General features: G+C 67.5%; 13 protein-coding genes. 9 read left to right on the forward strand and 4 right to left on the reverse strand.

Translation table 11 applies throughout. The features are described 5' to 3' along the window. Nucleotides 1-97 precede the first annotated feature (97 nt). Both HF989_RS10210 and HF989_RS10215 read left to right on the forward strand, forming a co-directional pair. A complete protein-coding gene (locus tag HF989_RS10210) occupies nt 98-1,372 on the forward strand; it encodes a sensor histidine kinase (protein ID WP_168686223.1) in 1,275 nt (424 codons plus the stop codon). Continuing rightward, entirely contained in the window at nt 1,350-1,988 is a 639-nt protein-coding gene (locus HF989_RS10215) for a LuxR C-terminal-related transcriptional regulator (RefSeq protein WP_168686225.1), read from the forward strand. Before HF989_RS10210 ends, HF989_RS10215 begins: the two co-directional genes overlap by 23 nt. A gap of 25 nt (nt 1,989-2,013) precedes the next feature. On the opposite strand, the gene HF989_RS10220 is transcribed toward HF989_RS10215, so the two are convergent. Beyond that, nucleotides 2,014-2,649, reverse strand: a complete 636-nt coding sequence (locus HF989_RS10220) for a DUF6474 family protein (protein ID WP_168686227.1) — start codon at nt 2,647-2,649, stop codon at nt 2,014-2,016. A gap of 87 nt (nt 2,650-2,736) precedes the next feature. Here HF989_RS10220 and HF989_RS10225 point away from each other — a divergent pair, with 87 nt between their 5' ends. The 3 genes from HF989_RS10225 to HF989_RS10235 all read left to right on the forward strand — a co-directional run bounded on the left by HF989_RS10225 (nt 2,737) and on the right by HF989_RS10235 (nt 6,815). Beyond that, entirely contained in the window at nt 2,737-4,212 is a 1,476-nt protein-coding gene (locus HF989_RS10225; protein WP_343033605.1) for a TM0106 family RecB-like putative nuclease, read from the forward strand. 186 nt (nt 4,213-4,398) lie between these two features. After that, the gene (locus tag HF989_RS10230) at nt 4,399-5,778 is read left to right on the forward strand and encodes a hemolysin family protein (RefSeq protein ID WP_168686229.1); all 1,380 of its coding nucleotides are present in this window, start codon (nt 4,399-4,401) and stop codon (nt 5,776-5,778) included. Beyond that, entirely contained in the window at nt 5,775-6,815 is a 1,041-nt protein-coding gene (locus tag HF989_RS10235; protein WP_168686231.1) for a CNNM domain-containing protein, read from the forward strand. The genes HF989_RS10230 and HF989_RS10235 overlap by 4 nt, the downstream gene beginning before the upstream one ends. Nucleotides 6,816-6,821: 6 nt before the next feature. Here the strand turns inward: HF989_RS10235 and HF989_RS10240 are convergent, their stop codons facing one another. Both HF989_RS10240 and HF989_RS10245 read right to left on the reverse strand, forming a co-directional pair. Then, nucleotides 6,822-7,994, reverse strand: a complete 1,173-nt coding sequence (locus HF989_RS10240) for an MFS transporter (protein WP_246233980.1) — start codon at nt 7,992-7,994, stop codon at nt 6,822-6,824. Between the two features lie 151 nt (nt 7,995-8,145). Beyond that, nucleotides 8,146-8,748, reverse strand: a complete 603-nt coding sequence (locus tag HF989_RS10245; RefSeq protein WP_038613342.1) for a superoxide dismutase — start codon at nt 8,746-8,748, stop codon at nt 8,146-8,148. A gap of 90 nt (nt 8,749-8,838) precedes the next feature. Here HF989_RS10245 and msrA point away from each other — a divergent pair, with 90 nt between their 5' ends. Next, on the forward strand, nt 8,839-9,492 hold the full coding sequence (gene msrA / locus HF989_RS10250) for a peptide-methionine (S)-S-oxide reductase MsrA (protein WP_168686233.1): 654 nt from the start codon (nt 8,839-8,841) through the stop codon (nt 9,490-9,492). On the opposite strand, the gene HF989_RS10255 is transcribed toward msrA, so the two are convergent. Then, the gene (locus HF989_RS10255) at nt 9,493-11,409 is read right to left on the reverse strand and encodes an alpha/beta-hydrolase family protein (protein ID WP_343033606.1); all 1,917 of its coding nucleotides are present in this window, start codon (nt 11,407-11,409) and stop codon (nt 9,493-9,495) included. It lies immediately after the preceding gene. 64 nt (nt 11,410-11,473) lie between these two features. Here HF989_RS10255 and HF989_RS10260 point away from each other — a divergent pair, with 64 nt between their 5' ends. Genes HF989_RS10260 through HF989_RS10270 form a run of 3 tightly spaced genes read left to right on the forward strand, consistent with a single transcriptional unit; the run spans nt 11,474 to nt 13,933 of the window. Then, nucleotides 11,474-12,253 carry a glycerophosphodiester phosphodiesterase gene (locus HF989_RS10260; protein WP_288865109.1) on the forward strand — a complete coding sequence of 260 codons (780 nt, stop codon included), beginning with the start codon at nt 11,474-11,476 and terminating at the stop codon, nt 12,251-12,253. 10 nt (nt 12,254-12,263) lie between these two features. After that, on the forward strand, nt 12,264-12,953 hold the full coding sequence (locus HF989_RS10265) for a glycerophosphodiester phosphodiesterase (protein WP_168686237.1): 690 nt from the start codon (nt 12,264-12,266) through the stop codon (nt 12,951-12,953). A 56-nt stretch (nt 12,954-13,009) separates the two neighbouring features. After that, on the forward strand, nt 13,010-13,933 hold the full coding sequence (locus HF989_RS10270) for a DUF5926 family protein (RefSeq protein ID WP_168686238.1): 924 nt from the start codon (nt 13,010-13,012) through the stop codon (nt 13,931-13,933). Nucleotides 13,934-14,131 lie beyond the last annotated feature (198 nt).

A 14,131-nucleotide genomic window follows, 5' to 3' on the forward strand; every position in this document is an offset into this window, starting at 1 on the left:
GGGGTCCGGGGCGGCCGAAGGGGCGTCGTGAAGCGAAGGCTCCTGAGAGCACCCGGCGAGGGCGAGCTGGAGCAGGGCGGTGGGTACGCTCAGACGCATGAGCTCCAGATTAGTGCTGTTGGAGCAGCATCCCGGCAGGACGACGGACTACCGGGCGCTCGACACCGGCATCACCGTCCTGGCGGTGTGCCTCATGCTCGTTTCGTTCGGCGTGCTTGCGCGGATGCCGCTTAACGAGGCGCTGTTGCATATCGTGCTGACGGCGGCGTTCGCCTTCCTGCTGTTTTACGGCATGGTGGAGATGTACCGCTGGGGCCCGCTGGGTCGCGCGGTGTGGATGCTCGGCTCTACGGCGGTGTGGGTGGCGGATATGACCGTCTCGCCTGTGGCCGTGTACTGGGTTTTTGTGCTGTTCTTCGTGGCGCTGCGCGCGTTTAGTAACTGGGTGGGGTACGCGTGGGTGGCGGTGTGCTTGGGCGTGAGTATCGGCATGCAAATTCCGGCGGGGCTCACCCTCGGCGGGGTGATGGGACCGGCGCTGTCCGCCGTGGTTGTGGTTGCCATTAACTACGCGTTTGCCACCATCACACGCGTGAGCCGCGAGAGGCAGCAGCTTATCGACGAGTTGCTTGCCACCCGGGACCGGCTCGCGGAGACGGAGCGGGCCGCCGGCGTGGCGCAGGAACGCGAGCGGTTGGCGCACGAGCTGCACGACACCGTGGCGCAAAACCTCTCGTCTATCCAGATGCTGCTGCACTCCGCAGAGAACGACGTCCGGGGCAGTGTGCCGGAGGCGGCGGCGCAACAACCGCTGCGGAAGATGGAGACCGCGCGGCGTGCGGCGTCCAACAACTTGGCGGAGACGAGGGCGATGATCGCCGCGCTGGCGCCGGCGCCGCTGACGGAGGCGTCGCTGCGCGATGCGCTCACCCGTGTCGCGGGGGATTTCGGCGCCGCTGGCGGGCTGGACATCGGGGTGGAGGTGGACGGCGACGCCGTGCCGTTGCCCATGCGGGTGGAGGCGGGCCTGCTGCGCATCGCGCAGGGAGCGGTATCCAACGTGGTCACCCACGCGGGTGCGTCTGTGGCACGAATCACGCTGACCTACGCGCCGGGGGAGGTGCGCCTGGACGTGGTGGACAACGGCCGCGGCTTCGACGTGGGCGCGCAACGGTCAAGGCCTAGCGGGTTGGGCCACCTCGGGCTGGATGCGATGCGCTCGCGTGCGGCGGAGCTGGGCGGACGGCTAGAAATCGAGTCCGCGCCCGGCGGGCCGACGGCGTTGTCGGTGGCTGTGCCGGTTAGTATCAGCCAAAAGAACGACGCACAAACCGGCGAGGAGGCCGACGTTGATCCGGGTACTGCTGGCTGACGACCATGAGATTGTCCGTCTCGGCCTGCGCTCCGTGCTGGAGGAGGCCGAGGACATCAAGGTAGTCGCAGAGGTTGCCACCGCGGAGGGCGCGATTGCTACCGCGCAAGCGGGCGGCATCGACGTCATCCTCATGGACCTGCGTTTCGGAGCAGGCGCGGAGGGGCAGCGCGTGACCACCGGCGCGCAGGCCACCGCCGCGATCCGGGAAAGCATGCCCCACCCGCCGAAAGTGCTGGTGGTGACCAACTACGACACGGATGCGGACATCCTCGGCGCCATCGAGGCCGGTGCGGTGGGGTACCTGCTCAAGGACGCCCCGCCGGAAGAGCTGGTTGCGGCGGTGCGATCGACTGCGCGGGGGGACGCCACCATGTCCCCGGCCGTGCGCGATCGGTTGGAAACGAGGGAGCGCACCCCGCGCTCGTCGCTCACCCCGCGCGAGCTGGAGGTGCTCCAGCTCGTGGCGGCTGGATCCTCCAACCGTGAGATCGGGCGCCAGCTCATGCTCTCCGAGGCAACCGTGAAATCCCACCTCGTGCACATTTACGACAAGCTGGGTGTGCGCTCGCGCACGTCGGCGGTGGCGTCGGCGCGCGAGCAGGGAGTGCTGTAGCGGCCTCGTACCTCAGCCGCTAGGGCTACTTTGCCAGGCGCTCGTGCACCTCGGCGGAGAGCTGGTTGAGGTCGTCGTTGACGGAGTTGTGCGCCAGACGGCGCTGCTCCGGGTTCGCGTGCTCCGCGTTGCGCACGGCCTGCTCCAGCTCGTCCAGGCGCACGCGCGCGTCGCCCTTGAACCCGTCGCCGAGCTTGTCGGACTGCTCGACGTTCTGGCGCACCGCGTCGATGCGCGCCTTCAGCTCGGCGCCGCGCCCGGAGTGGCGCGCGAGATCCTGCGACGTCAGGCCGAGACCGGCCGCGCGGTTGTTCACCTGGCCCTGCTGGAAGGAGGCCAGCGCCTTGTACGCCAGCGGCAGCAGCACCGGCACCAGCACGCGGGCGGCGGAGACCCACTGCTTCGCCTTCTTCTGGGTGATGCCGGATTCTTCGATGCGCTTCAGGTGCGCCTTCGCCAGGTCCTTCTCGTGCTTCTGCTTGCGCTTCAGGCCCTTCTTCTCCTCCTTGAGCAGGCGCTTTTCTGCCTTGTCCAGGAGCTTGGCCACGCGCTCGTCGGTCTTGGCCTCCTGCTTGGCCAGTTGGCGGGCGTGCACCTGCGCCGCCTTGACCTCTGCCTTTGTCTTCGCGCGGGACTTGCGGATGGCCTCGAAAACGCCCATCGGTATCTCTCCTCTAATCGTTCGCTCTAACGCCCACACACTCTACCTGCCTGGCAGACACCCCCGCCCGGGTATCGTTTGGGCATTGTGAGTTACGAACCCGTGCGCGCTTCAGACCTCGTGGGCTGCCGCTTCCGCCAGCGACAGCGCCGCGCGCACCCGGACGTGCCCGAGTTGCCGGAGGCACTGATCCGCCAGCCGCAGATGGACGCGGCGCGTGCCGCCGTCTTCGAGCTCCTGCCCGTCAAGCGCGCTGTGGGCGACGGCGCAGGCAAGGCCTTTCTGCGCGTGGACATCGACCCGGCTGGCGACCGCATTAACGCGACGCGCGAGGCATTCCGGCGCCGCGCGCACCTCATCACCAACGCCACCCTGACCGGCGCGGTGGAGGGCGTGGACGCGGAGGCCGACGTGGACATTCTCGTGCGCACAGATGCGGGGTACATGCCGGTGGTGATCTCTAACCACCGCGTCGCGCGCGCCCACCCCGGCGAGGAGATGGAGATGGTCCCCACAGGCCGGCTTGGTCTGGGGAAGCCGCTGGTGGTTGGGGCGAAGCCGCGCCACCACACCGTGGACGGGTACCGCGTGGCGCTGGCGCATCTGCTGCTCGGCGAGCGTTCGGACGGCCGAGGTGCCGTGATCGGGCAAGACCGCAGCCGCGCCTACCTGTGCGAACCCGAGCGCTACGTCGAGCCGCTCGTGCGTGCGCTGCTCGCGCCGCTGCCGACCGAGCCAAAGAGGCTGAAACAGTGTGCCGCCTGCAGGTTCTGGCCGCTGTGCGAACCCCGCCTAGTGGAGCTTGACGACATCTCGCTGCTGCTGCCCGGCGGCCGCGGCGACGTCTGGCGTGAGCGCGGCATCCATACGGTGCAGCAGCTTATCGACGACGCTCCGCCCGAACCCGCCGCCCTGGCCCGCGCATGGCGCGCCGGCGTTCCGGTGCTCCGGCGGCCCGGTTTCGCGCCCGTGCCCCGCGCCGACGTGGAGGTGGACGTGGACATGGAGGCCTACCTGGACCAGGGCGCGTACCTGTGGGGCACGTTCGACGGGACGCGCTACCGTCCTTTTGTCACCTGGGACGAGGTCGGCGGGGGCTTTGAGGAGGGCAACTTCGCCGCGTTCTGGTCCTGGCTGATGGCGCGCCGGGCAGCCGCGCACGCCGAGGGTAAGACGTTTCGCGCCTACTGCTACGCCGCGGGTGGGGAGAACCACTGGCTGCGCTCGTCCGCGAAGCGGTTCGCGTCCGTCGACGAGGCTGAGGTGGCCGCGTTCATCGCCTCCGACGAGTGGGTGGACGTGTTCGCGCATGTGCGCCGCTCGCTCGTGGGTACTGACGGGCTGGGGCTGAAGGTGCTTGGTCCGGTGGTCGGCTTCGAGTGGGAGGACGACGACGTGGACGGGGAGCGCTCGGTGGCCCTGCGGCGCGCGGCCCGCCTCGGCGATCAGGCCGCCCGCGATATGCTGCTGCGCTACAACGAGGACGACTGCCGGGCTACCCGGGCGGTGCGCGATTTCCTTACCGTGGGCGCGCCAGGCGTGCCCGACTTCGGCAGCGTGTGACCGGAGGGATGCTGGCTCTAGACGGCGGCACCCCCCTTCCCATACACTTGTCGCATTCGCCGGCCGGGAGTGGCCGGTTGCTCACATACCAAGTCAGCGAGGTAACGCTCTCCGCATGGAGTCTCCCGGACGATCTGTACAGACCGCCCACGTCACTACCACCGCCGCAAAGGGGGTGATAGCGCTATGACCGCCGTGTTCACGCTGCTGTTTGGTGTGGTGGCCATCGGGCTCGTGATCGCAGCCAACGGGTACTTCGTGGCCCAAGAATTCGCCTACATGTCCGTTGACCGCACCGAGTTGCGGGCTCGTGCTGAGGATGGCGACCCGAGAGCGGCGCGGGCGCTTAAGATCACCGACCGCACGTCCTTTATGCTCTCCGGCGCGCAGCTGGGCATCACGGTGACGGGTCTCTTGGTCGGGTTCCTCGTGGAGCCGCTGGTCGGCGCCTCTCTAGGGGCGCTGCTGGGAGGCGTCGGCATTCCCCGCGCAGTGTCGGTGGGTGTGGGAACGGTCCTTGCACTGGCTGTGTCCACGGTGGTGCAGATGATTTTTGCGGAGCTGTTCCCCAAAAACTACGCCATCGCCGCGCCGGTGAAATCATCGCTGGCGCTCGCGCGCTCCACCTCGATCTACCTCAAAGCAACGGGATGGATCATCGCGTTTTTCGATGTCTCCTCCAACGCGTTGCTCAAGGCGTTTCGTATTGAGCCGGTTGAAGATGTCGATTCTTCTGCCACGGCAGATGACCTCGACCACATCGTCGCCAGCTCGCGCGAGTTGGGGGCGCTGGACGACCGCACGTACTACATCGTGGACCGCCTCCTCGACTTTCCCGGCCGCAGCTTGGGCCACGCCATGATCCCGCGGCCGCGCGTAGATTCCGTGCCCGGCGAGGACACCATCGCGTCGGTGCGGGAGCGCATGGCGACGGGACACACGCGCTACCCCGTCATCGACGGTGCGCAGGCCCCCGTGGGCACGGTGCACTTGCTCGATGTGCTTGATGCGGAGCTCGACGGCGAGCGTCCCGTGCGCGACGTCATGCGGCCCGCCGTGGTGATGCCGGACGTGATGGCATTGCCCGATGCCCTCGAGCACCTGCAGCTAAGCGGCGAGAAGATGGCCTGCGTCATCGACGAATACGGCGGTTTTATCGGCATTGTCACGGTCGAAGACTTGGCCGAAGAGATTCTCGGCGACGTCACTGACGAGCATGATGCCCCACCGGCTAGCCACGTGACACCGGCTGGAGAGAACGCATGGCTGGTCCAAGGCGACACGCCGGTGGACGAGGTAGAGAGAATCATCGGCTGTGAGATCCCCGGTGGAGAGTACGAAACCATTGCAGGCTTCGTGCTCGCCCACGCCGGCCAGCTGCTCGCGCCCGGCGAGGTGGTTCGAGTAGAGCTCCCCCGGACGGCAGAGGACTACCTGCAGGACGAGGCGCCGCTGCGCGTGCTGCAGGTCCGCGTAGACGAGGTCGAACACCATGTTCCCTCGGCGGTGCGATTGACGGTGGCGGAAGAAGTGGACGAGCCCGGGAAGGGGGTTGCTGAACGGTGAACGAATGGTACGTCGCACTTCCCGTCACACTTTTGCTGATCGCCCTGTCCGCGTTCTTTGTGGTCCTCGAGTTCTCGCTACTCGCGGTCAGGCGCAACAGGCTTGAGCGCACCGCCGGAACTTCCGCGTCGTCGCGGGCGGCGCTGCGCAGCTTGAACGAGCTGACTGTCACCCTGGCCGGCGCGCAACTGGGCATCACCGCGTGCACCCTCGCGCTGGGCGCGGTGACAAAACCCTGGGTGCACGATGCGCTTATGCCGCTGTTCAGCGCGCTGGGGCTGCCAAGCACGGCCGCAGACTGGGCCTCGTTCATCGTCGCCCTGTTCATCGTGACATTCCTGCACCTTGTCATCGGGGAGATGGCCCCCAAATCGTGGGCCATTACCCACCCAGAATCCGCCTTGCGCCTCGTCGCGCTTCCTGCCAGGGGATTCATCGCGCTGTTCCGCCCGTTGCTGGAGTGGATTAACACCGCCGCGAACCGTTTGGTGGCGGCGACGGGGGAGCAGCCGGTGGAGCGTGCGGCGGCGCGGGGCTACGACGCCCAGGCGCTGCGCCTGCTGGTGGAGCACTCCGGCGACTCCGGCGCCCTCGACGACGCAGCTGCGGCGCAGATTGCCGGGGTGATCGAGCTTGAGCACGCCCAGGTGGCCCAGATCGTCGGCGGCGAAAGCAACGGCCCCGTCACACTGCCAGGCACCGCAACGGCCGGGGACGTCCAGCGAGCGGCGCAGGCGTCAGGTCAGCTCCGGGTGCTGCTGGACGCCCCGGAGTGGGATTCGCCCCGGGTGGTCCATGTCCGCGACACCCTCGGCGTTGCCCCGGAGTCGCCGGCGCAGGAGCAGTCGCGGCCCGCCCTGACGATGTCCGCCGCAACGCCCGTAAACGAGGCGTTGGAAACGATGAGGCGGGAACGTGAACAGCTCGCGGTGGTCGTTTCCGAAGGGCACGAGGACCGTCACCTAGGCATCTTGACCTTGGACCTTATCCTCGAGCACATGTGGCGCGCCGCCGAGGAGCAGCCAGACCGCACCTAATACCTGCTAGCGCTCGGCCTTCCACAGCGCCGTGGCCACTAGTGCCTGTACTCCCAGCACGGCCGCGAGCACCGCGACGAATCCGGCCCACGGCATCGCCTCGTACGCTTGCCCGGTGGCGGCGCCAAGGATGGACGATCCCATGTAGTAACTGAACACGTACATGCTGGATGCCTCGGCGCGGTCGTGCTCGGCGATCAGGCCGACCCACCCGGACGCCGTGGAGTGCAGCGCGAAAAAGCTGGCGGTGAATACCAGGAGCCCAGCGAGCGCCACCCACAAGCTCGGCGCGGCCACGGCGAGTGCCCCCAGCAGCATCAGCGCCGCCGACGACAGCAACACCGCGCCGCGGCCGTAACGCTCGGAAAACGCGCCGGCCCGCGCGCTGGACCAGGTGCCGGACAAATAGACCACGTAGACCAGCCCGCTTAAAGCGGCGGGGAGGCCGTAGTCCAGCACCGCGCGGAAGCCGAAGAAGTTGTACATGGACACGAACACGCCCATAGCCATGAATGCGGTCGCGTACAACCCCACCAGGCGGGGGTTGCGCAGGTGCCCCAGCATCGCGCGCACTTCGACGCTGGGGCGTATCGACGCCTTCGGCACAAAGTTCCGCTGCTCCGGCAACGCCCACGCCGCTATTACCGCCAGGGTGAAGGCGACCAGCGCGGACCCGAACATCGCCCAGCGCCACGACGTGACTTCAAGCAGGAAGGCAGGGATGAGACGCCCCGACAGGCCGCCGATGGAGTTTCCCGCAATGTACAGGCCCATCGCGCCGGGCAGGTCGCGTGGATCCAGCTCCTCGGAAAGCCAGGTCATCGCCACCGCCGGGGTGCCGGCGATGAACGCGCCCTGCAGCGCCCGCAGGACGATGAGTTGGCCTGCGGTGTGCGCGAGGGGAAGCGCCGCGCCGAGCGCGGTGGCGCCGAGGGCGGACACGATGAGCACGCGGCTGCGACCGTACTTCTCCGAGAGGATAGAGGCCGGCACCACGCACACGGCGAGGGCGCCGGTCGCGGCGGAGACCGTCAGTGCGGCGGTGGAGGGGCTGACCCCCAGCTCGTCGGTGAGCGTGGGCAGCAGCGCCTGGGTGGCGTAGAGGGTGTTGAAGATGGCAAGCCCGAACGCCAACATCGCCAGCGTTGCGCGACGGTATTCCAGGCTGCCTTTCCGCATGCCCACCATGCTAGGAAAATCGCACGCGGATTTTCGCAAAACCATTGTGCCGTTAGGTAAGGCTAACCTCGAATTAAAAACGAGCTCGCAACGCAAAACCCCGGCCGGGCGAGGATGCCGGGGCCGGGGAAAGCGGAACGATATGACGTCGTTAAGCAGCTGCCTTTGCGTAGCGCTCGTTGACATCGTCCCAGTTGACAACGTTCCACCATGCCTGGACGTAGTCAGCCTTGACGTTCTTGTACTGCAGGTAGAACGCGTGCTCCCACATATCCAGCATGAGCACCGGGGTGAAGTCCACGGAGACGTTGCCCTGCTGGTCGGTCAGCTGCTGGATGATGAGGCGTCCAGCGATGTGGTCGTAGCCGAGCACTGCCCAGCCGGAGCCCTGCAGGCCGGTGGCAACGCCGGAGAACTGCTTCTTAAAGGCCTCGAAGGAGCCGAAGTCGCGGTCGATGGCCTCAGCGATCTGGCCGGTCGGGGTGCCGCCAGCGTTCGGTGCCATGTTCTTCCAGAAGATGGAGTGGTTGGTGTGGCCACCCAGGTTGAAGGCCAGGTTCTTGGACAGCGCGCGGAGGCGATCCGGGTTGGCCTCGCCGTTGCGCTCGGCCTCGAGTGCCTCAAGCGCGGCGTTTGCGCCGGCAACGTAGGTTGCGTGGTGCTTGTCGTGGTGCAGGGTCATAATCTCGGCGGAGATGTGCGGCTCCAGCGCGTCGTACGCGTAGGGGAGTTCCGGAAGCTCGTAAACAGCCATGATTGATTCCTTTCGTCTGCGAATCAGTTGCGCCACCCATAGTAGAGAAAATTTGGGAACAGTGTCGCGGGGCCCTGCGTTGTAAGGGGCATGGGATTTCTTTTCGCACCTTCGCCCAAGCTTGTCGACGCTAGCTCCGCCCTCCCCGGCCGCGCCGAGCCGGTCCTGGCCAATCCGAGAGCCCACGAAGTGCTGGGCACCCCGACCACCGGGCCCTGGCGGGAGGGGCAGCGGCGCATCCTCATCGGTATCGGCTGCTTCTGGGGCGCCGAGAAGATGTTCTGGCAGCTCGACGGGGTGGAGTCCACCTCCGTGGGCTACGCGGGCGGGGTGACCAAAAACCCCACCTACCGCGAGGTGTGCACCGGCCAGACCAACCACGTTGAGGTGGTGGAGGTGGTCTACGACCCGCAGGTGATCTCGCTGAAGGAGATCGTGAAGACCGCGCTGGAGGCGCACGACCCGACCCAGGGCTACCGCCAGGGCAACGACGTAGGCACGCAGTACCGCTCCGCCTTCTACCCGGACACCGAGGCGGAGGCCGAGCAGATCCGTGCATGGATCCGCCAGTACGAGGCTGATCTGACAAGCGCCGGCTATGGCGACATCACCACCGAAGTCGCGTCCGTGGAGAAGGATGGCGTGACGTACTACCTGGCCGAAGAGGAGCACCAGCAGTACCTGCACAAGGTGCCGAACGGCTACTGCCCGCATCACTCCACAGGTGTGGCCTGCGGGATCTAGCTAGTACCCGTGCTTTGAGGGGAATCCGCCCTTGGGCATGCGGGTCTTGGTGGCGTCGTTGTGGATCCAGCGCGCCACCCGCACGAGCTCGGGGCGCGTGAGCAGGCCCGCACCGGCGTTCTCACCCTGTCCGTGCACGACGGCGTTCCAGTACGCGACCGTCTCGTCGTGGTAGTTGTGCCCGTGGGGGGACGGGTAATCCTTCGACGGCAGCTGGTCGATGCCCACCTGCCAGAACGTCACCAGCGGCATCCACCGCATCGTGTCCAGCGCGTCTAGGTGCTGCTCCCGCGGCGCCGGCACGCCGCGGGAGCCGGGCTCTTTGAGCCAGTCCGGTGCCCGCCACGCCAGATTCGGCTCCCACCACACCACAGGGTCTGAGGCGTGCTGGGCGAACACGAAGCGCGGCTCCTCCCAGGCGTTGGTGTAGTTTTCGCCGCGGAAGTCGTGGCGGATGTGGGCGGGGTGCGCGGTGAAGCGGACGTGGCGGCCGCCGTCGATAAGCGGGAGGCGTTGCGGCGAGCCCTTCGCGCGGTGCTTGGTCAGCTCGCTGTGGTTGCGCGCGAATCCCGGCGTGCCGGTGAACACGCCGCCGGCGGTCTGCTCGAGAAACTCCTCGACGGTGTCGAACGCGTCGGAGACGCCGTACGCGCCGAGCGATTCGCCGCCGATGTACAGCTTCGGGCGCGCGTGCGGGTCGAGGCGGTCGAGCTCGCCCCGGATGGCCTCGATGAGCACCCGCGAGGAACGCACCGGATTCGCGCGTTCCGCCATGTAGGAATAGGCCGAGGGCAGGTAGGAGTACTGCATGGACACGATGGCGGAGTCGCCGCGGGTGACAAACTCGAAGCCGGACGTGTGAAAGTCGTTGATCCAGCCCGTGCCCGCCGCGGACATCACCGCGATGTGGCGGCGCTCGAACGCGCCGGTGCGGTGCATCTCGCGCACGGCCACCGCGGCCATCTCCTCGAAGTCCGGGTCGGCGTCGGCCTTGGCGTCCAAGCCCACGAAGACGCGGATCGGCTCCATCGCGTCGCCGCTGACCAGCCGCTCGATGTCCTCCTTACGGGGCCCGCCCGCAACCACCGCGCGGCCCTGGCGGCCCATCGTGTTCCAATCCACCGCGGAATCCGGCGAACCGGAGCGCTGCGGGCGGCGCGGCTGGTCAGCGCCGCGCAGGAACTCGCGGTCCAGCTCCAGCGCCTGGCGGCTCACGCGTTCCGCGAAACGGCGCACGACCATCTGGTCGCCCACCACCACGAGCACGGCGCCGCCGCCGACAATGGCCAGCGGCCAGGACGCCACCGGCGGCAGCTTCTTGCCCAGCAACTCGTTGATCGCGTCGATGAAGGTCTGGATCGCGTCGCCAACGAGCAGCACCGCGCCGTAGCCGAGGGTGCCCAGCGTGACCCCCACAATCTGCGCGCCCACCTTGAATGTGTCATCGCTTTCTACCAGCCGTTCTTGATGCACGCGGCGGCGCATGGAGGTGGCGAACACGCCGACGGTGACGCCGGTCATGGCCACCCGCACCGGGAGGGGAAGCGGACGGCGCGGGGAATCGCCGAGGGCGGGGCGGAGGGCTTGCGAAGCTACCGTCGCAAAGCCATGTCCGATGCCCTGCAACACGCCCACATTTGCCGCGGTGGCCCACCAACTGTGCGGCAGGAGGGAGGGCGACACCGCGCCCCACGTGGCCACCTCAGCGCCGATGAGGCCCGCGCCGAAGTTCGGCGGCAGGCGGCGAGGGCCCCGCATGCGCACGCCGGGGGAGATGTCGCCGAGTACCTCGAGGGCGGCGATGGGCACCGCGAGAAGGCCGTCGCGTGTCACGGAGTAGCGGTCGCGGGCGCGCTCGAGCGCGGCGGGGAGTTGGTGCAGGGCTTTGCGTGTGTCGCGCAGGAGCTGGAATGCCACGGGTGCGATTGTCCCAAATTTGCTCCGGTCGCGGGGGAGGCGGGGCGGGAGTAGCCTCCAAGCCGTGAGCGAGCAGACCGAGCACACGCTGCAGCACAACGGGCCCAAGATCGTGGCGCACCGCGGATTTTCCGGCAGGTATCCCGAGCTGACGCGCCGGGCGTTCGAGGAAGCGCTGAAACTGCCCATCCACGGCATCGAATGCGACGTGCGCCTAAGTCGCGACGGCCACCTGGTGGTGTTCCACGACGCGTCGGTGTCGCGCACCACCGACGGCTCGGGGCGGGTGGACTGCCTGGACTTCGCGGAGCTGCGGCAGCTCAACTGCGGTACCGCGGATGAGCCGCAGCGCATCATGCGCCTGGAAGAGCTGCTGGAGCTCATGCAGGACCACCCGGACAAGCACCTCTACATTGAGACCAAGCACCCCACCATCTACGGGCCCGAGGTGGACGAGCAGACGCTGCGCAGCCTCCGCTATGCGGGCCTGCACGAATCCGAGAACGTGCACGTGATCTCCTTCTCCCACCGCGCGGTGCGCTACTTTACCGAGATGGCGCCAGAGCTGGAAACCTTCTACCTGTTCCGGCTCAAAGAGATGCGGTGGAACAGGAAAAACCGCATGCTCTCCCGCCCCTACGGCGTGGGGCCAGCGCTGCAGCACCTGCAGCTGCGCCGCGAGCTGCTGGGCTACCAGGGGTTAAAGACGTACACGTGGACCGTGAACACCCCGCGGCAGATGCAGTGGTGTGCCGACAACGGCGTCGATGTGATTGCCACCGACCTGCCTGATGTCGCTCTGGCAACGTTTGGCCAGGTGCCGTCAGCGGCGCTGGCTGGGTAGGGGGAAGCACATGACCGGCATCATCGCGCACCGCGGCTTCAACGGCCTGTACCCCGAAAACACGCGCCGGGCCTTCGAGGAGGCGCTCAAGCTGGACATCGCGGGAATCGAGTGCGACGTCAACCTGAGCCAGGACGGTGAAGTAGTGGTCATCCATGACCTCACCGTGGACCGCACCTCCGACGGCAGCGGCGAGGTAGGGCAGATGACTCTGGACGAGCTGCGCCAGCTCAACGTCGGCACCGAGGACGACCCGCAGCAGATCATGCAGCTGGACGAGCTGCTGGACCTGTTGGAGCAGTACCCCGGCAAGCACATCCTGATAGAGACCAAGCACCCCTCCCCGTTCGGCCCGGCGCTGGAGGAGGCGGTGGCCCGCGTGCTGCGCGCCCGCGGGATGGAGCGTGATCCGCGCGTCCACCTCATCTCCTTCAACCCGGAGGCGATCGAGCGGTTCCACCAGCTCCTCCCGGATCTGGAGACGTTCCTGCTTGCTGACGAGCGGTTCGAGCAGATCGGGGAATGCGGCGCCGGGCCGAGCGTGCGGCTGGCTCGGCAGCAACCCGAGCTTCTCGACGGGCGATTCCGCACCTACGTATGGACCGTAAACCTGCCCAAGGACTTGCTGTGGCTTCAACACCACGGCGCGACCTTGATCGGCACCGACCTGCCGCACATCGCGCTGGAGACGCTGGCGTAGCGTCCGCTGGTATTCGCGGCGGGTGCTGCCATGGGCCTGCCGGTACGATTGCGCCCATGGTGCAACGCAAGCCGAAGAAGAAAAAGAACCGCGAGGATCTGCCCGAGGGCATGTCCCGCCGCGAGGCCAAACTGGCCGCGCGCGCTGCCGAGCGCGAGCAGCTGCAGAAAGACCCCCGCCCGTTCGGCGGCCTCGCGGCCGAGGCGGACCTCGTCGCGCTGCAGGAGTTCGTGCCCTCCGCCACCGCTACGTTCGACGTCAAAGGCACGCCCGTCAACATCGTGACCGTGCTGCCCGGCGCCGGCGCCGCGCTGGTGCGCGAGGAAAGCGAGGGCGGTGAGCGCTTCGTTGCACTGCAGGTCACCTCCCACTCCCAAAACCCGGGCCGCGACCTCGCCTACGCGCTGAACTGGGTGGTGGATGCGGCACCGGGCGAGACGCTGCAGTCCACCGTCGCCGACGGTTCGCAGCCGGAGCTGGCCACGCTTCTCGACGGCTCCGCCACCCCCACCATCGCCACCTACCAGGACTTTTCCTGGTGGTTCCCCGAGGGCGCACAGGTGCCGCCGCAGATCCAGCAGGCCTTCCAGCAGGCCAACAGCGCCGTCTTGCCGTCCGAAAAGGTCGGCGACGGTCTGCCGGGTGCGGTTTGGTGGGTGAACCCGGGCGGCGGCAAAGCCCACATCCGGTGGGTGCGCACCGAGGACAACGAGGCGCAGATGCTCTCCGCGCTGGCCCGCATCGCCGCGCGTGGCGAGCTGAACCTGGGCGAGGGCACCAAGTTCGCCGGCGTGTTCCGCACCCACGGCGTGGTGGTGCCGGTGTTCGACCTCGACCCGTCCGTGGATGCCGGTGCATACGAGTCTGCGCTGGCTGCGCTGGACGGACAGATCCAGGCCGAGTACGGCAACGACGCCGCACTCTCGGCCGAAGAGCGCAAGCAGCTGGACAACATCAAGTCCCGCCAGGTGACGATCTAACCTCATCTGTTTGCGCTGGGTTCGCCAAATCCAGCTATGTGGACCCAGCTAACCGCTTGTTTTCGGCGAATAGGGGGGTGCGGACAAAAAGTTGGAGTGCGTTTTGGGGGACGTTGTCTCGTTGTTACGCACTTAATGCTTGCCGGTGCTCGGCGATGGTGGTGCACCCTTTGCCGAGTGTCGACTTCAACCGACGGT

The sequence above is a fragment of the Corynebacterium mucifaciens genome, from assembly GCF_012396315.1.
In the GTDB taxonomy this organism is placed as follows: Bacteria; Actinomycetota; Actinomycetes; order Mycobacteriales; family Mycobacteriaceae; genus Corynebacterium; species Corynebacterium mucifaciens.